Source organism: Cryobacterium lyxosi (assembly GCF_004403345.1).
GTDB classification, from domain to species: Bacteria; Actinomycetota; Actinomycetes; order Actinomycetales; family Microbacteriaceae; genus Cryobacterium; species Cryobacterium lyxosi.
Window position 1 is genome coordinate 365652 of sequence record NZ_SOGT01000011.1, and the last position, 20296, is coordinate 385947.

The 20296-nt window shown below is 62.4% G+C and carries 18 protein-coding genes, 1 tRNA gene and 1 other RNA gene; 11 read left to right on the plus strand and 9 right to left on the minus strand.

The window, feature by feature from the left end; genetic code table 11:
* Window positions 1-76: 76 nt before the first annotated feature.
* Entirely contained in the window at window positions 77-955 is an 879-nt protein-coding gene (panB, locus tag E3T27_RS09735; protein ID WP_134572401.1) for a 3-methyl-2-oxobutanoate hydroxymethyltransferase, read from the plus strand.
* A 14-nt stretch (window positions 956-969) separates the two neighbouring features.
* On the opposite strand, the gene E3T27_RS09740 is transcribed toward panB, so the two are convergent.
* Window positions 970-1158, minus strand: a complete 189-nt coding sequence (locus tag E3T27_RS09740) for an SPOR domain-containing protein (protein WP_134548246.1) — start codon at window positions 1156-1158, stop codon at window positions 970-972.
* A 12-nt stretch (window positions 1159-1170) separates the two neighbouring features.
* On the opposite strand from E3T27_RS09740, the gene map reads away from it, so the two are divergent.
* A complete protein-coding gene (gene map / locus E3T27_RS09745) occupies window positions 1171-2034 on the plus strand; it encodes a type I methionyl aminopeptidase (protein ID WP_104198080.1) in 864 nt (287 codons plus the stop codon).
* Window positions 2035-2065: 31 nt separating this feature from the next.
* Complete coding sequence (gene ppgK, locus E3T27_RS09750) at window positions 2066-2824, plus strand: polyphosphate--glucose phosphotransferase (protein ID WP_134572403.1); 759 nt, start codon at window positions 2066-2068, stop codon at window positions 2822-2824.
* 82 nt (window positions 2825-2906) lie between these two features.
* On the opposite strand, the gene rnpB is transcribed toward ppgK, so the two are convergent.
* The 5 genes from rnpB to E3T27_RS16550 all read right to left on the minus strand — a co-directional run bounded on the left by rnpB (window position 2907) and on the right by E3T27_RS16550 (window position 6430).
* An RNA gene (gene rnpB, locus E3T27_RS09755) (RNase P RNA component class A) lies at window positions 2907-3301 on the minus strand.
* A 47-nt stretch (window positions 3302-3348) separates the two neighbouring features.
* Window positions 3349-4086: a zinc ribbon domain-containing protein gene (locus E3T27_RS09760; protein ID WP_134572405.1), complete on the minus strand. Its 738-nt coding sequence runs from the start codon at window positions 4084-4086 to the stop codon at window positions 3349-3351.
* A gap of 72 nt (window positions 4087-4158) precedes the next feature.
* The gene (locus E3T27_RS09765) at window positions 4159-4977 is read right to left on the minus strand and encodes a Nif3-like dinuclear metal center hexameric protein (RefSeq protein WP_134572407.1); all 819 of its coding nucleotides are present in this window, start codon (window positions 4975-4977) and stop codon (window positions 4159-4161) included.
* Between the two features lie 80 nt (window positions 4978-5057).
* Entirely contained in the window at window positions 5058-5393 is a 336-nt protein-coding gene (locus tag E3T27_RS09770) for a hypothetical protein (RefSeq protein WP_104198084.1), read from the minus strand.
* Window positions 5394-6280: 887 nt separating this feature from the next.
* Window positions 6281-6430: a hypothetical protein gene (locus E3T27_RS16550; RefSeq protein WP_158251892.1), complete on the minus strand. Its 150-nt coding sequence runs from the start codon at window positions 6428-6430 to the stop codon at window positions 6281-6283.
* A 259-nt stretch (window positions 6431-6689) separates the two neighbouring features.
* On the opposite strand from E3T27_RS16550, the gene E3T27_RS09775 reads away from it, so the two are divergent.
* Entirely contained in the window at window positions 6690-8561 is a 1872-nt protein-coding gene (locus E3T27_RS09775) for a PA domain-containing protein (RefSeq protein ID WP_134572409.1), read from the plus strand.
* A gap of 385 nt (window positions 8562-8946) precedes the next feature.
* Here E3T27_RS09775 and E3T27_RS09780 read toward each other — a convergent pair.
* A tRNA-Val gene (locus E3T27_RS09780) sits at window positions 8947-9019 on the minus strand.
* Window positions 9020-9087: 68 nt separating this feature from the next.
* Window positions 9088-9558: a peroxiredoxin gene (locus E3T27_RS09785; protein WP_134572477.1), complete on the minus strand. Its 471-nt coding sequence runs from the start codon at window positions 9556-9558 to the stop codon at window positions 9088-9090.
* A 277-nt stretch (window positions 9559-9835) separates the two neighbouring features.
* On the opposite strand from E3T27_RS09785, the gene aceE reads away from it, so the two are divergent.
* The 7 genes from aceE (at window position 9836) to E3T27_RS09820 (ending at window position 19048) form a co-directional block, all read left to right on the plus strand.
* Entirely contained in the window at window positions 9836-12562 is a 2727-nt protein-coding gene (gene aceE, locus E3T27_RS09790) for a pyruvate dehydrogenase (acetyl-transferring), homodimeric type (protein ID WP_134572411.1), read from the plus strand.
* 6 nt (window positions 12563-12568) lie between these two features.
* Complete coding sequence (locus tag E3T27_RS09795) at window positions 12569-13774, plus strand: PucR family transcriptional regulator (RefSeq protein ID WP_104129198.1); 1206 nt, start codon at window positions 12569-12571, stop codon at window positions 13772-13774.
* Window positions 13775-13834: 60 nt separating this feature from the next.
* A complete protein-coding gene (locus E3T27_RS09800; protein ID WP_134572413.1) occupies window positions 13835-15322 on the plus strand; it encodes an amino acid permease in 1488 nt (495 codons plus the stop codon).
* A 135-nt stretch (window positions 15323-15457) separates the two neighbouring features.
* Window positions 15458-16378 carry an ACP S-malonyltransferase gene (locus tag E3T27_RS09805; RefSeq protein ID WP_134572415.1) on the plus strand — a complete coding sequence of 307 codons (921 nt, stop codon included), beginning with the start codon at window positions 15458-15460 and terminating at the stop codon, window positions 16376-16378.
* Between the two features lie 17 nt (window positions 16379-16395).
* Complete coding sequence (locus E3T27_RS09810) at window positions 16396-17400, plus strand: beta-ketoacyl-ACP synthase III (RefSeq protein WP_104198090.1); 1005 nt, start codon at window positions 16396-16398, stop codon at window positions 17398-17400.
* Between the two features lie 59 nt (window positions 17401-17459).
* Complete coding sequence (locus E3T27_RS09815) at window positions 17460-17708, plus strand: acyl carrier protein (protein WP_104129202.1); 249 nt, start codon at window positions 17460-17462, stop codon at window positions 17706-17708.
* Window positions 17709-17812: 104 nt separating this feature from the next.
* A complete protein-coding gene (locus E3T27_RS09820) occupies window positions 17813-19048 on the plus strand; it encodes a beta-ketoacyl-[acyl-carrier-protein] synthase family protein (protein ID WP_134572417.1) in 1236 nt (411 codons plus the stop codon).
* 150 nt (window positions 19049-19198) lie between these two features.
* Here the strand turns inward: E3T27_RS09820 and E3T27_RS09825 are convergent, their stop codons facing one another.
* Window positions 19199-19720 carry a DUF3145 domain-containing protein gene (locus E3T27_RS09825; RefSeq protein WP_233200975.1) on the minus strand — a complete coding sequence of 174 codons (522 nt, stop codon included), beginning with the start codon at window positions 19718-19720 and terminating at the stop codon, window positions 19199-19201.
* Window positions 19721-20296 lie beyond the last annotated feature (576 nt).

Sequence of the window (20296 nt, forward strand, 5' to 3'; positions counted from 1 at the left end):
ATAGCTACCGTCCTCAATACCTGCTGTCTAGGCTACTGGCTCCGAGCATGATTGCTCGCCTGACTACACTTGTTGCATGCCAGAGTTGACAGCACCAGAGCCCGATCCGGCGGGCGCCGATGCCGCCGTGCAGCACCCCTATGGCGCGGTTTCCGGGCCCAAGCGGGTACGCACGCGGCACTTTCAGAACGCGAAGGCCCAGGGAATCCCCATTACGGGCCTGACGAGCTACGACATGCTCACTGCCCAAATTTTTGATGCGGCCGGAATCGACTTTCTCCTGGTGGGCGATTCAGCCGGCAACAATGTCTTCGGGTACGAGACCACTCTCCCCGTCACGGTTGACGAGCTCATTCCGTTGACCCGTGCTGTTGCTCGGGCAGTGACCCGTGCCTTCGTTGTGGCCGATATGCCGTTCGGTTCGTACGAGAGCGGCGCGGATCAGGCTCTCTCGACCGCCGTGCGGTTCATGAAAGAGGCCCAGGCGCACGCGGTGAAACTCGAGGGCGGCCAGCGCAGCCATAAACAGATCAGGCGCATCGTCTCGGCTGGCATCCCCGTCATGGGCCATGTGGGATTCACTCCGCAAAGCGAACATGGCTTGGGTGGCCATATCATTCAGGGTCGTGGAGACGCCGCCGAGACACTCATCGCGGACGCCCTCGCGGTGCAGGACGCCGGCGCCTTCGCCGTTGTCCTGGAGATGGTACCGGCGTCCGTCGCCGCCCTCGTCACGGAGCGACTGTCGATCCCGACTATCGGGGTCGGGGCGGGGCCATCCGTTGACGGGCAGCTGCTCGTGTGGACGGACTTTGCTGGCATGACCAGTGGTCGAGTACCGAAGTTCGTGCGTCAGTACGCCGACGTTCGAGCGGTGCTGACGGATGCTGTGCAGCGGTTCACCGCTGACGTTGCCTCTGGGGCATACCCGGCAACGGAGCACAGCTACGAGTAGCGCGCGCTCAACGGTTAGCGGGCGTCCCGAGCGTCGTCTTCCGACCACTTGGCGCTGTTGGCGCGCAGTTTCTCCAGAGCATGAACTGCCTCGTCCCGGGTAGCGAATGGCCCCACCCGATCCAGCGATGGCGACTGAAAACCGTGCTCCACTTCGCCCGTGCGCATGTTGTACCAGAATGCGTGTTCTTTGTCGTCGGCCATAAGCTTGATCCTATGCCTAAGGATTCGATCGGTCACCTCATCCCGGGAACGGTGTCATCGACCCGTTCCGTCCCATCACACATCGTTCGTCCAGAGTACGTGGGCAAGAAGGGGCCGAGCCCGTTCACCGGATCTGACGTCTATTCGACCGAAAAGATCGAGCTTATTCGTCACTCCGGCCGCATCGCCGCTGAGGCGATTGCCGCTGTCGGTCGAGCCATCGTTCCCGGCGTCACCACCGAGCAACTGGACCAGATCGGTCATGACTACCTGGTTGCCAACGATGCCTACCCTTCGACCCTGGGCTACCGCGGCTACCCCAAATCACTCTGCAGTTCGGTGAATGAGGTCATTTGCCATGGAATCCCCGATAACACGGTGCTCGACAATGGTGACATCGTCAACATTGACATCACGGCGTACAAGAACGGCGTGCACGGCGACACCAACGTCACATTCATTGTGGGCGAAGCCACCGAGGAGGTGACGCTATTGGTCGAACGAACCAGGGAGGCGCTCGCGCGCGGCATCAAAGCCGTTGCCCCTGGGCGCCAGGTCAATGTGATCGGTCGCACCATCGCGTCCTACGCCAAGCGGTTCAACTACGGCGTTGTGCGCGACTATACGGGGCACGGCGTTGGCGAAGCCTTTCACTCCGGCCTCATCATCCCGCACTATGACGCACCGCAGTTCGACACGGTCATGGAGGTCGGCATGGTCTTCACCATCGAGCCGATGCTCACCCTGGGAACCAGCGACTGGGACATCTGGAGCGATGACTGGACGGTTCTCACCCGCGACCGTAGCATGACAGCTCAATTCGAACACACACTCGTAGTGACCGAGCGCGGCGCTGAAATCCTGACCTTAGCCTGACCCGGTTTTCGAATAGACAGAGGATCAACACATGACTGCAACGACGGCCATTGGAATCGACATCGGCGGCACGGGAATCAAGGGGGCGGTGGTCGACCTGGCCACCGGTGAGCTTTTGACCGACCGAGTGAAGTTGCCCACGCCCAAAGGGGGGCGCCCGCAGGACATCGTCGAGACAACTCGCACCCTGCTCTCCACCGTCTCGAAAGGCGTCGGCGACCTTCCGGTCGGCGTGTGTTTTCCCGCCGTCGTCAAGAGCGGTCACACCATGTCAGCGGCGAACGTATCGTCGAAGTGGATTGGCCTTGCCGCTGAAGCCCTGTTTGAAAAGGGCCTCGGTCTGCCGATTCACTTCGTCAATGACGCAGATGCTGCCGGTTACGCTGAAGCACAGTTTGGTGCGGCCAAGGGTGTCGCTGGCGTTGTGCTGTTGACCACGCTCGGTACCGGGATCGGTTCAGCGCTGTTGAACGACGGCGTGCTGGTGCCCAATACGGAACTGGGCCACCTGCAGATCGACGGGCATGACTACGAAACGCGCGCGGCTTACTCCGCCAAGGAACGTGACGATCTCAGCTGGGAAACGTGGGCCGCACGCTTGCAGAAGTATTACTCAACGCTTGAACGGCTCTTCTCCCCCGACCTGTTCATCGTCGGAGGTGGGGTCTCCAAGCACCATGGGAACTTTCTGCCGTTGCTCAAGCTGAAGACGCGCATCATCCCCGCTGTCCACCGCAACAACGCCGGAATTCTGGGTGCGGCGGCTTTGGCTGCCCGCTTTCCGGGCTAGTCCGACAGCGCTACCCGACCCGGGCAGGTCCGCGTCGCTGCGGCCCGCCCGGGTCGGGCGCCGGTTCTTCGCACGATGGGGTGGAATGGGCCGGCTAGTACGCCGGGTTCTGTCCAGGTGTTCACACACCGTCGACGGCCATCTATCTCGTGACTACGTTGCCGCAGTCCTCTAGCGGTCTACCCGAAAGCTCGGCGAGCAGCCTTAGCGCTTTCTGTCTGACCTTGCTCCGGACGAGGTTTACCGAGCCGACCAGGTCACCCTGGCCTCTGGTGGTCTCTTACACCACCGTTTCACCCTTACCACCACACCCGACCCGAAGGCGGGGCGCAAATGGCGGTTTACTTTCTGTGGCACTGTCTCGCGGGTTACCCCGGGTGGGTGTTACCCACCATCCTGCTCTGTGGAGCCCGGACGTTCCTCGGCATCCGCGAGATCCGAAGATCCAACAAATGACGCGACCGTCTTGCCGACCCATTCCGAAGATTGAGTCTACCGGGCGCGCGGCCCACCGCGAACCGTTATTAGATTCCGGACTCTTCGGTGCGTACCAGCACGGCACCACAGTCGGGGCAGAAGATGACCTCGTCGGCGGGCGCCTGGCGAACGTCGGCGAGGTCGCTCCCCGTGATGGTCATTGTGCAGCCGCTGCAGGTACGGGCTCGGAGCAGCGCCGCGGCGTTGCCGTGGCCGGAGATACGCAACCGCTCGTAGAGGGTCGCGAGGTCATCAGGAATGGTGGCGGCCACGGCGGCTCGGTCGCGGGTCAGTTCGCCGAGCTGGCGCGTGAGGTCATGGAGCACCTCGTCGCGCGCGGACTCGGTCGCGCTCACGCGCTCGGCGATGGCATCGCGTTCCTGTGTTACGACGGCGACGGCCGCTTCATGCTCTTCCTGACGCTCCAACACGGCGATCTCGATCTCTTCGAGGTCGAACAGACGTTTTTTGAGCGAGGCGATTTCGGAGTCGAGAGCCTGGATATCCTTGACCGACGAAGTGTGCTGAAGGCGGTCGGTGTCGCGACTAATGCGCTTCTCAACAACCTCGACGTCGCTCTCGATGCGTCCCAGTTCGGTGCGTACGTCGTCTAGTTCGCCCGTTCGCCCGAGCAGCTTCATACGGCTGGCTTCCGCTTCGCGATTGAGCGCGGCCAGTTCGGCGTGCGCCGCGAGCGACTTTGACTGGTGCCTGATCTGAAGAACCTTGATATCCAGGGCTTGAAGCCGCAGAAGTTCCTTCTGCTGGAGTGGTGATGCCTTCACGATGTCCTGACCTAACGCTAAAAATGAGATGTGGTTCGAAAAAATAGGGAGACTGGGAGGTTAGTGCACGAGTCAATGCACAACGGCGAAATCCCAGGGATCGGTGTTCAGCTCACTCACCGTAACAGTGGTCCCGGGGAGGGCAGCTCGTAGCTGCACGGCAGCTGGTTCCAGCCAGAGCCATTCGCTGGCCCAATGCGACACGTCCATCAGGGCGGGGCCGCCCGCGCAGAGCGCCTGCTCTCGAGCTTCGGAGGCAGGGTGATGACGCAGGTCGGAGGTGATGTAGACATCCGCTGTGATTACTCTGGGATGGCGCAGTAACGAATCGCCTGCGCCGCCACACAACGCGATAGTGGTGACCGCTGCGGCATAATCGCCCGCGACACGCACGCCGGACGCCGTAGCCGGCAATAGTGCCAGCATGGTGTGCGCAAGGTGTCCCAGTGTTGTTGGCTGGGTTAAACGTCCCACGCGACCAATGCCGGTGCCGGGGGCAACGCTCTCGGAAATGGGGATCACATCAGCCAGCTTCAGGTGCGTGGCAATAATGTCGGACACGCCGTCTGCGACAACGTCAGCGTTCGTATGCGCGGCCAGCAATGCGCAGTCGGCACGAATGAGCCGGCTGAGCAACGCACCCTTGTAGCGATCTTCGGCGACGCTTGTGACGCCGTGCAAGAGCAGCGGATGGTGAGTCAGCAGCACGTCAGCCTTGGCCTGGATTGCCTCGTCGACGGTTTGGGACGTGGCATCAACCGCGAGGTGGATGCGGCGCACCGGCCTCAACGGATTTCCGCTGACCAGTCCCGGCCGGTCCCAGTCTTCAGCACCGTCGAGGGGCCACAGGGTATGGGCGACTCGAGTAAAGTCGGCTAGCGAGAATGACACTAGCTCAGCCTACTGGGCGACCGGCACTGGAGCTTCGTCGGACACGGAGCAACCCGACGTTCCATGTTCGACGAAAAGGCTCAGTAGTCGAATTCGTCGAACTGCGCAGCAGCCGATTCTTCCCGGGTCCAGGCGGCGGGGATCATGGCCCCGGTCTGGGCTTTGCGGTGCAGAAAATCGGTGGTCTCCGGTTCAACCAGTTCCGGCGACAGGCCGTCGGCCGTGACGCTCACCAGCTGGCTCGACGAACCGATCAGGAACTGGGCCCGCAGCAGACTTCCGTTATCGCCCATCACTGGGATATCGACGACATCCACTTGCCGGCGGTTGCAGAGCGCCTCCGCGTATAGAAGGACCGCATCAGCGAGATCGCTGCCAGTTATTACTGAACCGCCAGGATGAAATATGCGTTTCATGATCGCCCCTCGAAATCTCGCGGAAAATTCGCCTACGTCCAAGGTCCAGGGTCGCGCTGACAGTATATGCCCGGTCTACCCCAATAGGATGGAATTTTAGCTATCTCGCATGTTCAAACGTTGAGGAACGCCCCAGGTGCGTTGAGCGCATGCTGTAATTCCCGACGAACGATATCGCACTCGCGTATGGCGCGCTCCTGCGGGATGCCAAGGGTAACGAGATCAGCACGCGCCTGGGCGGTGGTGGTATCTCCGGCTCAGCCCTCGGTGCGAACCCGGAACGCGCCAGGCGAGGTGCTCGCGTACGTCGCCTTCCACCCGCTGGATCGTGCTGGCAGATGGTGGCTAAGTCTGCTGAATGTGGGCCCTACCGGGCTCGAACCGATGACATCCACGGTGTAAAGGTCCGGTCGCACACACATTCAATGAGGATCCGCAAGAACACGGGCTCTCGAGAGACTGCGCATTTGCGGTAACTTGCCCGACAATCCGGGATTGTGGCGAATCCTGCCGCTGGTCGTGACCCTGGGCTCCCGCGGACCGAGGGCGTCAGGCCCTCATGAGGCCACAGAATGCAAGAGTCCATAGGACTTTCCCCCACGGGTTCTGGTCACGCTCTCGGCCGTCCTGCTGTCCGTTGACCCACGCTTTCGATTAACAAGCGTCCGGCAGAAATGCGGTGAGTTCCGAGTCACACTCGAACCCGCCGACAGCGTGACAGCCCGCGCCCCCGCAACCCGCGAAGCTGTGTCCCGAGCACAGACGCGCTCTCCAACCACCTGTGAGCGCTGCGGCCGCACCCCGGGCACGATTGATTGGTCACAGGAGTGGATCGAAACCCTGTGCCGCTGGCACCACGAGTCCCGGCGCACGTATAACCCCGAGGTCTAACGCCCGCGCCGGTTCAGGGCATCCAGCCGCACGCACGGCAGCGAGCACACATCGTCGACCGGAAGCCACGCTCGAACAAAACGAAGCGCCTGCACGATGCGCGTCGGATCGTAGAGAATCACCCGCCATGGTCCCTCGCCGTCCATAGCCAAGACCTCCAAAAGTGTCCCCATTGCGCTCGATGCACACGGCCCGCGGCGAGGGGGTGATTTCCGCGAGGCGCAGTTCATCGCCCGACAGAGAATTCGGTTCGAAGGCCACCGCGAGGGGTAGGCCATGGCGACGCATGCGCACCGCGTCGCCGTGGCGGCCACATCCTGGTCGATTTGTACTTCCTTGCCAAAGCGTGTATACGCGGACTACGGTTCGAACATTCGATTTAAAATTCCGCACCGAAGGAGTGTCATGGTCAAATCACCTGCCATTCGCGCTGGACTGACGCTGGTGTCCGTCGCAGCGTTGATCCTCGCCACAACATCCGTTGCATCGGCCCGACCCGGGAACGACGGCGCGCTATCGACCGCCGACGGCGCTCGCGACGCCCACCAGCACGGTGAAACGGCCGGTCATCTGCCGGCAACACAGTCCAATATCAACGTAGTCTCCAAACTGAAGATGAAGAACGCGGTGCCCGAGAAGATCGCCGATGTGGGCGTCTTCAAGGACTATGCCTACCTTGCTGCGTGGGGCGTCGTGTCGTGCACCTACAACGGGGTGCACGTCGTGGATATCAAGGAACCCGCGAAGCCGAAGGAGGTCGCGTTTATCCAGTCCAAGGAGGGCAGCTACCCGGGCGAGGGTGTCCAGGCCCTTCAACTCGATACGCCAGTCTTTACCGGCGACGTGCTCGTCACCAATAACGAGAAGTGCAAGGACAAAGCAGGGTTCGGCGGCATGAATCTCTATGACGTGACGAATCCCGAGCACCCCACACCACTCGCCGTGGGCATTGGCGATTCAACAGCCGATGGTCAGGGCAAGAAGACCTCCAACCAGACCCACAGCGTCTTCGCCTGGGATGCCGGCGACAAGGCGTACGCGGTCATCGTTGACAACGAAGAGGGCACCGATGTCGACATCATGGACATCACCAACCCGAAGAAGCCGTTCCTCACCGCCGAATACGATCTGGACAAGACCTTCCCGCAGATCCTCCAGAACGCACCGTCGAACCTGACCGAGGTGTTTCTCCACGACCTCGTCGTCAAGCAGATCGCCGGAAAACAGGTGATGCTGTTGTCCTACTGGGACGCCGGATACGTCACCGTCGACATGACCGACGTGCACAACCCGATCTATGTCGGCGATACGGACTTCACCAACCCCGACCCGCAGCTTCAGGAGTCGGCAGGCCTGATCGAGAAGCCTGAAGGCAACGGCCACCAGGGCGAGTTCACCCTAGACAACAGGTTCGTAATCGGTGCCGACGAGGACTTCGCGCCCAACGGCGCGGAGGGCACCACGGATGACTCCGCGACACCGTTTCAGATCTCGCAGGGCAGCGACACACCGCAGCTGCAAGGCGGGGAGTCGCTGACCGGTGATGCCGTCTACGCGGGACAAGCATGTTCCGGTGATCCGGTTGTGCCACCGGCGCCGGTCACCGCAAGCGGCAGCCAGATCGCGATCGTCACCCGTGGTCTCTGCGCGTTCACCGAGAAGGTGGCGAACGTTGAAGCGGCTGGCGGCTATGACGGAATCGTCATCGTCAACCGCGAGGGTACCGACGGATGCGGCGCATTCGGGATGAGCGTCGCCGGCAACATCCCGACCTCTTCGGTCGACCGTCAAACCGGATTCGGTTTCTTCGACCTCGAGGCCTCCTACGATAACGCGGCCTGCCTCGCCGGCGCTGCCAGCCTGATTCCCGGCCTGAGTCTGGGCTCCGTCGGAGACCTCGTTTCCTTGCGCGCGTTCTTCGACGGTTGGGGTTATGTGCACCTCTTCGACAACTCGACGGGAAAGATGTCCGAGCTGGACACCTATGCAATTCCCGAAGCCATGGACCCGGCCTACGCTGTGGGCTTCGGCGACCTCTCGGTTCACGAGGTGGCCACGTCCAAACAGCGCGCCGACCTGGCGTACTTCTCGTATTACGCGGGAGGATTTCGAGTGACCAAAATCATCGACGACAAACTCGTCGAGACCGGTCGCTTCATTGACGAGGGCGGCAACAACTTCTGGGGTGTGGACGTGTTCGAGAACAACGGCGTCGAATACGTTGCGGCCAGCGACCGTGATTTCGGGCTCTACATCTTCCGATACACGGGCAACTGACCCGACAGCCTGATCCGGATTACCCACACGAAACCGCTCCTGAGAACCCCCTCAGGAGCGATTTCGTGCGTCACGGTGGCGCCGTAGGACGCGCCGGGCCATCTCGCCCTGCCGGGTCAGCGGGGCAGCACCAGGGCGCCGTCCATGTGACGGGGAATCGTCTCGTGGTGCTGAGCCCATGACAACCGAAACCCCCGTCGGGAAGCCGTTGAAGACCAGACGACCCCTGGTCGGTGCGAGCGTGTCGCTGATCTGACGCACGAGATCGGGCTCGTTGCTGCTGCGGTGCACGCTCACCGACGCCTCACCACCTGACAGGTCGATTTGCGAGCCGACTCTGCGAGGCGGTACCCCAGATATTCTTCCTGATCGGGCGTTTTACTTGTGGGCCCTACCGGGCTCGAACCGATGACATCCACGGTGTAAACGTGGCGCTCTACCAACTGAGCTAAAGGCCCCGACGTCTCACTGTTCGGGTGTGATCAGTATAGGTCAGTGTCGACGCAGGTTTGACGACGCGAGGGGGTCACAGGACGGGTGCGAGCTCTTCGAGGGCAGCCCGGTAGGCTTCAATCGAACGCGCCTCGCCCGGCGCGGTGATAAAACTGGCCCGAATAATACCGCTTGGATCGATCAGGAAAGTCGCGCGATTGGCGAACCCCTTCTCCTCGAGAAAGACGCCATATTCCTTCGCGACCGCGCCGTGTGGCCAAAAATCAGCGACCAGGTCAAACGTATATTTTTCCTGCTCACCGAACGCGCGCAGGGCGTGTCGAGAGTCGACCGAAATGCCGATCAGCTCGACGCCGCCGTCTTGGAACAGTGCAAGGTTGTCGCGCAATTCACAGAGTTCTCCGCTGCAGATTCCGGAGAATGCCAATGGAAAGAAAACGAGCGCTATTGACTTCATTCCTCGGTACTGACTGAGTTGCACGCTCTCACCGAACTGGTTGATGAGCTTGAAATCAGGTGCCTGAGTATCGTTCTCGAGAGCCATTAATGCTCCTTTCCTGGTGCGCTGTTGACGCACGGATTGGCCGGTGACACACTCTAGCCCGGCAACGTGCGTGGTTTCACAGACCGCCCCGCTTGCCCGGGTGAGTTTTCGGCCGTTGGTACCCCCGTACGCGGACATCGAGTGAGATCTGTAGGCTTACGTGGTGCCACCGGTTGCAATCCAACCTGCTTACTTACGGCACGTGCCCTCGTGGTGGCAAAGATTGCCCCCGCCCTCGGGACACCATCGCTGCATAACCCCCAGAGAGAGGTCGACCGTGACGGTCAACGACCAGGACCCGTACTCGAAGAACAACGCCGACTCCGATCCGGAGGAAACGGCGGAGTGGTCGCAATCCCTCGATTCGCTCGTTGCTGAACACGGCCACGAGCGCGGCCGCGAGATCATGTTGAGCCTCTTGAAGCGTTCGAAAGAGCTTCATCTGGGCGTTCCCATGGTTCCGACGACGGACTACATCAACACCATCGCCCCGGAGAACGAACCCGACTTTCCGGGTGACGAAGATATTGAGCGTCGCTACCGGGCGTGGATTCGCTGGAACGCTGCCGTTCTGGTGCACCGCGCGCAGCGCCCGGGCATTGCCGTGGGTGGCCACATCTCCACCTACGCGTCCTCCGCTGCCCTGTATGAAGTTGGTTTCAACCACTTCTTCCGCGGTCAGGACCACCCGGGCGGTGGCGACCAGATTTTCATTCAGGGCCACGCCTCCCCCGGCACCTATGCGCGCGCCTTCCTCGAAGGCCGGCTGACCGAGAACCAGCTCGACGGTTTCCGTCAGGAAAAATCGCACGCCCCCGATGGCATCTCGTCATATCCGCACCCGCGCCTCATGCCGGAATTCTGGCAGTTCCCCACCGTCTCCATGGGTCTCGGCCCGATCAATGCGATCTATCAGGCGCAGCTCAACCGCTACCTGACCAACCGGGGCATCAAAGATGCCAGCGACCAGCAGGTCTGGGCATTCCTCGGCGACGGTGAAATGGACGAGGTGGAAAGCCGCGGCCAGCTGCAGGTTGCCGCTAACGAGGGCCTCGACAACCTCAACTTTGTCATCAACTGCAATCTTCAGCGCCTTGACGGCCCCGTTCGCGGTAACGGCAAAATCATCCAGGAGCTCGAAAGCTTCTTCCGTGGTGCTGGCTGGAACGTCATCAAGGTGGTCTGGGGCCGGGAGTGGGACAGCCTCCTCAAGAACGACGTAGACGGCGCCCTGATCAACCTGATGAACGTCACGCCCGATGGTGATTACCAGACGTACAAGGCCGAAAGCGGCGCCTACGTGCGCGAGAATTTCTTCGGCCGTGACCCGCGTGCGCTCAAGCTCGTCGAGCACCTCAGCGACGACGAGGTCTGGAACCTCAAGCGTGGTGGACACGACTACCGCAAGGTCTATGCCGCGTTCAAGGCCGCTTCGGAGCACACCGGCCAGCCCACCGTCATCCTGGCGAAAACGGTCAAGGGCTACGGCCTCGGTCCGAGCTTCGAGGGTCGCAACGCGACCCACCAGATGAAGAAGATGACCCTCGACAACCTCAAGTCGTTCCGTGACAGCATGCACGTACCGATCACGGATGCCCAGCTCGAGGAAAACCCCTACCTGCCGCCGTACTACACCCCCGGCGACAAGGACGAGGCGATCGAGTACATGCACGAGCGTCGGCGTGCGCTCGGCGGCTACCTGCCGGAGCGACGCACTACCCACACCAAGCTCAACCTGCCCGGGGATGAGACCTACGCGGTCGCCAAGAAGGGGTCGGGAACCCAGGAGATCGCCACGACCATGGCGTTCGTGCGTCTACTCAAGGAGTTGTTGCGCGCCAAGGACTTTGGAAACCGCATCGTTCCGATCATCCCCGACGAGGCTCGTACCTTCGGCATCGACGCGTTCTTCCCCAACGCGAAGATCTACAACCCCAACGGCCAGCACTACACGTCGGTCGACCACGCCCAGCTGCTCGCATACAAGGAGAGCCCGCAGGGCCAGATTCTGCACGTTGGCATCAACGAGGCCGGCGCCGCCGCTGCTTTCACCAATGTGGGCACGTCGTATTCCACGCAGGGCGAACCGCTCATTCCGGTTTACGTGTTCTACTCCATGTTCGGTTTCCAGCGCACCGGCGACGCTTTGTGGGCCGCCGGCGACCAGATGAGCCGCGGGTTCATCGTCGGTGCCACGGCCGGGCGCACGACGCTGACTGGGGAAGGTCTGCAGCACGCCGACGGTCACTCGCCACTGCTGGCATCGACCAACCCGGCCGTCGTCTCCTACGACCCGGCGTACGGGTACGAGATCGGCCACATCGTGCGCGCCGGACTTGAGCGCATGTACGGCGGCACCCAAACTGACCCGAACGTCATGTACTACGTCACGGTCTACAACGAGCCGGCCGTACAACCGGTCGAGCCCGCCGATGTCGATGTGGACGGCATCCTGCACGGTATTCACCGGGTTAGCGCATCTGCTGTCGCCGGACCGAAGGCGCAGTTGCTCGCCTCCGGCGTCTCCGTACCGTGGGCACTGGAAGCTGCGCAGCTGCTCGCCGATGACTGGGGTGTCTCGGCCGACGTCTGGTCGGTCACCTCATGGACCGAACTGCGCCGCAATGGTCTCGCCGCTGAGGAGCACAACTTCCTCAACCCCGACGATGAGCCCCGTATCCCGTATGTCACCACGAAGCTCCAAGGCGCTGCCGGTCCCTTCGTCGCCGTGTCTGACTTCATGCACGCCGTTCCAGATCAGATTCGGCAGTTTGTTCCGGGCGACTTCGCGACACTCGGTGCCGACAGCTTCGGCTTCTCGGACACCCGTCCGGCGGCACGCCGATTTTTCAAGATCGACGGTCCGTCTATGGTCGTGCGCACCCTGGAACTGCTGGCTCGTCGCGGCGAAGTAGACCGCAGCCTCGCGGGCCAGGCGATCGCCAAGTACCGCCTGCACGATGTGAGCGCGGGCACCACCGGCTCTGCCGGGGGCGAGAGCTAAGAAACCGTGGCACCGGCGCCCAAAACGAAAGAACAGACTCTCAACTGGTTACGCACCATCTCGGGTGAACTGTCGACTCAGACGCTCAAACGACTCGAAGACACGCTGTCCTGGTATGGCGACATGCCACCAGGGCGGCGGTCCGCCGTCGGCCTGGTCGCCCAGGCCGGGATCACGAGTTTCATCTCCTGGTTCGACGATCCACGGTCAACGCCGTGGATCGCCGCGGACGTCTTCGGTGCTGCCCCGCGAGAGTTGCTGCGCTCGGTGAGTCTGCAGCAGACGCTGCAACTGATCCGCGTGACGGTTGAGGTCGTCGAGGAGCGCGTCAAGGACGGCGGCGAGGCCCTCCGCGAAGCGATTCTGCTCTACTCGCGAGAGATTGCCTTCGGAGCAGCAGATGTCTACGCTCGGGCTGCCGAGGCACGCGGGCTCTGGGACGCGCGACTCGAAGCTCTCGTCGTTGATTCCATTCTCAGCGGTGAATATGACGACGAACTGCCCAGCCGGATCGCCGCCCTGGGTTGGCACGGCCACGGCGAAGTGTGCGTTTTGGTCGGCACTACCCCGCAGATGCTCGACGTCGACCAATTGCGCCGAGCCGCCCGGCACATGGCCGCCGACGTACTCATCGGCGTACAGGGAAACCGCCTCGTGCTCGTGATCGGTCGCGCACGCCCCGCCCCGGCAGACAGCGACGACGTCGGCACGGCCGCAGCGCTCACTTTTATGGAGATCGCCATGCAGTTAGAGCCGATCTTCGGCCCTGGGCACCTGGTGCTGGGCCACGAGGTTCCCAACCTTGTGGACGCATCAAAGAGTGCCAAGGCGGCGCTGGCCGGTTTCGCCGTCGCCCGCTCATGGCGCAACGCTCCACGGCCAGTGCAGGCCGACGACCTGCTCCCCGAACGTGCCCTGGCCGGTGATCCGCTCGCTCGCGCCACACTCATCCATCGCATCTATCGACCCCTGCAAGCGCACTCTACCGAGCTGCTCACCACTCTGTGGTGCTACCTCGACAACGGCCGCTCGCTGGAGGCAACCGCGCGTGAACTATTCGTGCATCCCAACACCGTGCGGTACCGCCTGAAACGAGTGTCCGAAGTCATCGGCTACGACGCCACGGGAGCCCGCGAGGCGCTCATTTTGCAGTCCGCGCTGATCATCGGTTCGATCAGCGACCACGATGGGTCCAGCCGCCGCCGCTCATGAAGGTCCGCGATTTCATAGCGAGGGGGATGAGAACTGCCCTATTCAGACTTGGAGCGTGTCATGCCGCCATTCCCGAAATCCGCGACCGAAGGTGCTGCGAAACCGACTGGAGCCGCCAGCGTCGCTCCACAGGCCAGTGAACTGACACGCAGCCTCAAACCCCGTCACCTCTCGATGATCGCGATCGCGGGAGTAATCGGAGCCGGCCTGTTCGTGGGTTCCGGAGCGGCGATCCAGCAAGCCGGCCCCGGAATTCTGGTGGCCTACGCCGCCGCGGGCCTCGTCGTAATTCTGGTGATGCGGATGCTCGGCGAAATGTCGGCGGCGAGCCCGGAGACCGGGTCGTTCTCGGCCTACGCCGACCGGGCTCTCGGCCACTGGGCCGGGTTCAGTATCGGCTGGCTCTATGCCTGGTTTTGGATCATCGTCCTCGGGATCGAGGCAACCGCGGGCGCGGCGATTGTGCATCGTTGGGTACCGGAGGTCGATCAATGGGTATGGGCTCTCCTGCTCATGGTGCTACTCACCTTCACAAACGTGGCCTCGGTGAAATCGTTTGGGGAGTTTGAATTTTGGTTCGCTTCCATCAAGGTGGCGGCCATTGTGGTCTTCCTGGTGCTGGGCATCGTGGCCATCCTCGGCTTCATGCCCGGTGTGTCTGCGCCCGGCCTCGACAACCTCATTGATCGTGGTGGATTCTTTCCCAACGGTGCGGGAGCGGTACTCGGTGGAGTGCTCGTGGTCGTCTTCTCCTTCTTCGGCGCCGAGATTGCGACCATCGCCGCTGGGGAATCACAAAACCCCGTGGCCGCTGTTCGTCAGGCCGTGAGGTCCACCGTGTGGCGAATCCTGATCTTCTACATCGGCTCGATCGCCATTGTCGTCACCCTGCTGCCCTGGGACAGTGCCTCCGTAGCGAAGAGTCCGTATGTGGCGGCCATCGAGCTCTACGGGATTCCCGGTGCAGGCACGATCATGGACGTGATCGTGCTCACTTCCGTTCTGTCCTGCCTCAACTCCGGCCTCTATACCGCGAGCCGAATGTTATTTTCGCTCTCCACCCGCGGCGACGCTCCCCGTTCCTGGGGAAAGATCTCGGCCCGTGGGGTGCCGCGCAGCGCCGTGCTCGCTTCGACCATCGTTGGGTTTGTGACCGTCGGTCTCAACTACCTTGCCCCTGACACCGTATTCCTATTCCTGGTGAACACCTCCGGCGCCATCGCCTTGTTCGTCTGGCTCGTGATTGCGGCTTCGCAGCTGATCCTGCGTCGCCGCATGGGACCGGATGCCGCCGGAGCGCTCTCGCTCAAAATGTGGTTGTTCCCGTACCTCACCTGGTTCACCATCCTCAGCATCCTCGCCCTGCTTGCGGGCATGTTGATCATCCCGGCAACGCGCGAGTCGCTCGCGCTGTCCCTCCTGCTGGCCGGGCTGCTCGTGGGCGTAGGTCTGTGGCGGTACCGGGGTGGGCGTGGAGCGAGCGGCGTAGCCGACGCCCACACGACGGCCGGCGCGGCGCATTCTGAATCGGCCCACGACCGGGAATGATCCCGCCACCGATCACGAGCTGAGAAATCGAAATCCCTCCCCGAGGGCTCAGACTGCAGGAATCTACAAAGGTTTTGGAAATACTTAGTGCCATCTGTACATTCATTTCCGGGCCCCGATTGGAAGACTGAGTAAGTGATCGTTGTCGTCTGCCCGGGTCAGGGCTCCCAAACTCCCGGATTCCTCGAACCCTGGCTGGCTCTGCCTGCCTTCGATGCCGGCTTACGGCAAATCTCGAGCGACGTCGACCTAGACCTCGTCACCCACGGCACGGTCAGCGACGCCGATACCATCCGCGACACGGCGATTGCCCAGCCCCTCATCGTCGCCGCAGGCATCCTGACGCTTGAAGCGCTGCTCACGGATGGTCGCCGAGACCGCGTTGCTGGGATCGCCGGGCACTCGGTCGGAGAACTCACTGCCGCCGCGGGCGCGGGCATCCTGAAAACCGCCGATGCGGTGCGATTCGTTCGAGAGCGTGGCATGGCAATGCAGGCCGCCGCCGCGCTCGTCCCCACCGGCATGAGCGCCGTGATCGGTGCAGACGAGACCGAATTGCTCACCCGGGTGGCCGAGCTCGGCCTCGAACCCGCCAACTTTAACGGCAGTGGTCAGATCGTCGTCGCCGGGGCACTCGACGCTCTCGCCGAACTTGCCGCGGCTCCCCCGCACCGCGCCCGAGTCATCCCGCTCCAGGTCGCCGGAGCATTCCATACGCGTTATATGCAACCGGCCGTCGAACGGATGACCGTGGTTGCCGGCTCGCTCAACCCCAACGACCCCACCCTCCGCATCTGGACCAATCGCGACGGAAGCCAGGTAGCCACGGGCATCCGTTTTCTGGACCTGCTCGTGGGTCAGGTGTCATCGCCGGTACGGTGGGACAGGTGCATGGAGGCTTTCGCCGCAGCGGGAGTCACCGGAATCATCGAGATCGCACCCGCCGGCGCGCTCGTCGGTCTTGCAAAGCGAGCCCTCAAAGGCGTTCCTACCGTCGCCATCAGGACCCCGGACGACCTGCCCGCCGCCTGGGCCATGATCGACCAGCAGTCCTGAAACTGATAAGAGAGACAATGACCAAGCCAACACTGAAGCAGTCCCACGGGGCGCAGTACACCCGAATCCTCTCGATCGGCGCCGCCCGCGGCGACCTCGTCGTACCCAATGACGAACTCGTCGCAGCGATTGACTCCTCCGACGAGTGGATCCAGCAGCGCACCGGCATCATCACCCGCACGCGTGCCAGCCAGAACATCGAAGCAATCGACATGGCAACGGATGCCGCCCGCGAAGCCATCGAGAAAAGTGGCATTGACCCGGCGCTCATTGATGCCGTGATCGTCGCCACCATCAGCAACGGACGCCAGACACCATCAATGGCCGCCGTTTTGGCCGACCGTGTTGGCAGCAATCCTGCCGCAGCTTATGACATCAATGCAGCCTGCGCCGGATACGCCTACGCCATCGCCCAAGCCGATGCGCTCATTCGCACGGGGGCTGCCCACTACGCCCTCGTCGTGGGCGCTGAGAAGCTCTCCGACCTCGTCGACCCTGGAGACCGCAGCATCTCATTCCTGCTCGGCGACGGTGCTGGCGCTGTCGTCATCGGCCCGAGTGACTATCCGGGCATCTCCACAACGGTGTGGGGATCGGATGGATCCAAGGCAGACGCGATTCACATGAATCACACCCTGCAGGAGTACCGCCGCGGCGAGGCCGACTGGCCAACCCTGCGTCAGCAAGGGCAAACTGTCTTCCGTTGGGCCGTTTGGGACATGGCGAAGGTAGCCAAGAAAGCCCTCGAAGTAGCCGGAATCGAGAGCGCCGACCTCGCCGCGTTCATTCCCCACCAAGCCAACATGCGTATCATCGATGAGTTTGCCAAGCAGCTGAAGTTGCCGGAATCCGTCGTCATCGCCCGCGACGTCGCCACGACCGGTAACACGTCGTCGGCCTCAATCCCCCTCGCCACCCACCGCCTGCTCGAGGAACACCCAGAGCTCAGCGGCGGACTCGCGCTGCAGATCGGCTTCGGTGCCGGACTCGTGTTCGGTGCGCAAGTCGTTGTGCTGCCCTAACCTATCCACCCTCTAAACTAAGTCTCGGTCAACCGAGACACCCTCAAGGAGAAAATAACATGGCATTGTCCACCGCAGAAGTTCTGACCGGCCTGGCCGAGCTCATCAACGACGAGACCGGAATTGCAACCGACACGGTTGAGCTGGGCAAATCGTTCACGGACGACTTGGACATCGACTCCATCTCGATGATGACCATTGTCGTCAACGCAGAAGAGAAGTTCGACGTGAAGATCCCCGACGAAGAGGTCAAGAACCTCAAGACCGTCGGCGATGCCGTCGAGTTCATCGTGAAGGCACAGGACTAGACCCAAGACTGAACCGGGTCGGTCGGAAAACGGCCGACCTGTTCATTGGGCTGGTGCCACAACGCACCGGCCCACACGTTTGTCGTTCCATGGAGAGTTGACTTATGACCAAGAAAATCGTTATCACCGGCATCGGTGCCACTACGCCGCTGGGCGGCACGGCGGTCGACACCTGGACCGCCCTTCTGGCCGGCGAATCGGGTGCAACCACCCTCGAGCAGGCCTGGGTCGCTGAAACAGCGATCCCCGTAACTTTCGCAGCACAGGCACGCGTGAAAACCGTGGATGTTCTGCAGAAATTTGAGGTCAAGCGTCTTGACCCATCCAGCCAATTCGCCCTGATCGCCGGACGCGAAGCGTGGGCCGATGCCGGCTCCCCCGAGGTCGAGCCTGAGCGCCTCGCCGTGGACTGGGCGACCGGGATCGGCGGAGTGTGGACCCTGCTGGATGCATGGGACACCCTGCGCGAACGTGGCCCGCGTCGCGTGCTGCCGATGACCGTGCCGATGCTCATGCCCAATGGTCCGGGGGCGGCCATTGGAATGGACCTGCACGCCCGTGCCGGCATCACCACGGTGGTTTCCGCGTGCGCGTCGAGCACCGAAGCGCTGATCAACGCGTACAATCGCCTGCAAGCCGGACTGGCCGATATCGTCATCGCCGGAGGCTCAGAAGCAGCTATCCACCCCCTGCCGATCGCGTCGTTTGCAGCGATGCACGCCCTGTCGACCCGGAACGACGACCCGGCTACCGCGAGCCGCCCGTACGATGTGACTCGTGACGGTTTCGTTCTCGGCGAGGGTGCAGCCGCCCTCGTCATCGAGACCGAGGAGCATGCAAAGGCGCGCGGCGCCCACATTTACGCCGAGCTGCTCGGTGGCGTTGTCAACAGCGATGCGTACCACGTGACCGCGCCGGACCCCGAAGGATCGGCGGCCGCCCGCGCAATGCGCTCGACCATCGAGAACGCCGGAGGGACCCTCGCCGATGTCTCTCACATCAACGTCCACGCCACGAGCACCCCGGTTGGTGACATCGCCGAGTACAACGCGCTCAAGCGCGTGTTCGGCGATCTGCTCGACGGCATCCCGGTCTCGGCCACGAAGGCATCAACCGGCCACCTTCTCGGTGGCGCTGGCGCTCTCGAAGCCTTCTTCACGGTGAAGGCTCTCGACGAGCGCATCGCGCCGCCGACAATCAACCTCACGTCGCAGGATCCGGAGATTCCGCTCGACGTGGTCACCACACCGCGCGCCTTGCCGGCCGGAGACCTACTCGCGCTGAGCAACTCCTTCGGCTTTGGCGGCCACAACGCCGTTGTGGCATTCAGGTCGGTCTAAAAATTCGGTAGAAGAGAATGACCCCGTCCGGGTTCGGGCGGGGTCATTCTGTCAGGCGGATCGCCTGACTTCGCGGGGCTGCCACCGGGAATGACGCCGATCGACGGGTGGCGGCGTAATGGGCGAACTGCACGCTTGAGAAGTGGCTGATCAGCCGACCTGGTGCAGCCAGACCACGGCGTTCAGGTCGCTCGCCTGCCGAAACGGTTCAAGTTCGTCGTCCCAGGATTGCCCGAGGGCCAGGCGCAACTGCCGGTGCAGCTCGATGGCGTTAGCCCCCGCACTCTCCATGGCGGATCGAATGCGATCTTCCGGCACGACCACGTTACCCACGCTGTCGGTCTGGGCGTAGAAGATACCCAGCTCGGGCGTGTGCAACCAACGTCCACCATCCAAACCTGGTCCAGCATCTTGGGTGACTTCAAAGCGCAGCTGTTCCCAGCCGCGCAGAGCGGATGCGAGCGCGGCACCGGTACCCGAAGACCCTTCCCAGTAATACTCCGCCCGGTGGGATCCGGGCAGAGCTGGCTGCTCTGACCAATCGAAGTTGACAGCCTCCCCGAGGGCTCGACCGGCAGACCACTCAATATGAGGACAGACCGCTCGCGGAGAAGAGTGCACAAAAAGCATCCCCCGCGCAATCGGCGCCCGACGGTTTGGTACTGCATCCATCGTGTTTCTCCGTTCCTAGTAGGTTCGTCTTCCCCAACGACCTCGAAACGACCGCGCCTTCAACTCAGAGTTGAAGCACGATGGCGAATATTAAATTAGTCGGTAGCTGGATACCAGCGTTCCGATATCGTCATTATGCCCCAGCGACCTGCACATTCACAAGGACACCGATAGTGAACCCGCGCTGTGTAGAGGCTCAGTTTCGTCGGCCCAGCGTGTTCACCGCCACCAAAACGACGCGTCAAAGCCGTTCAACGCCACACCGCGCGGGTCGAGCTCGCCGAGACCGCCAGGTCTGCGTAGGGTCGTAGATGAGCGGCCGATAGATCGACTCCGGTCGCGAGCGTTTAACCCTCCGGGTTCGAGCGAAATCTGTCGTGCGCTCCGCGCAGCGACTAGCAGATGCCGGCCTAGCGAGTGCGTGCGTTGGATCGTGCTCAGACTCGAAATTTGTTTATTTTGGCAACTGGATGCGGCTGGGCCTGTTAGTGCAGGTCCGGCCGCTTTTTTGCGCGCACTGTGCGCACATCGTCTGCCCCTGAACGGGGGGTGAACCTGAGAAAGCCCCGAGTTCGA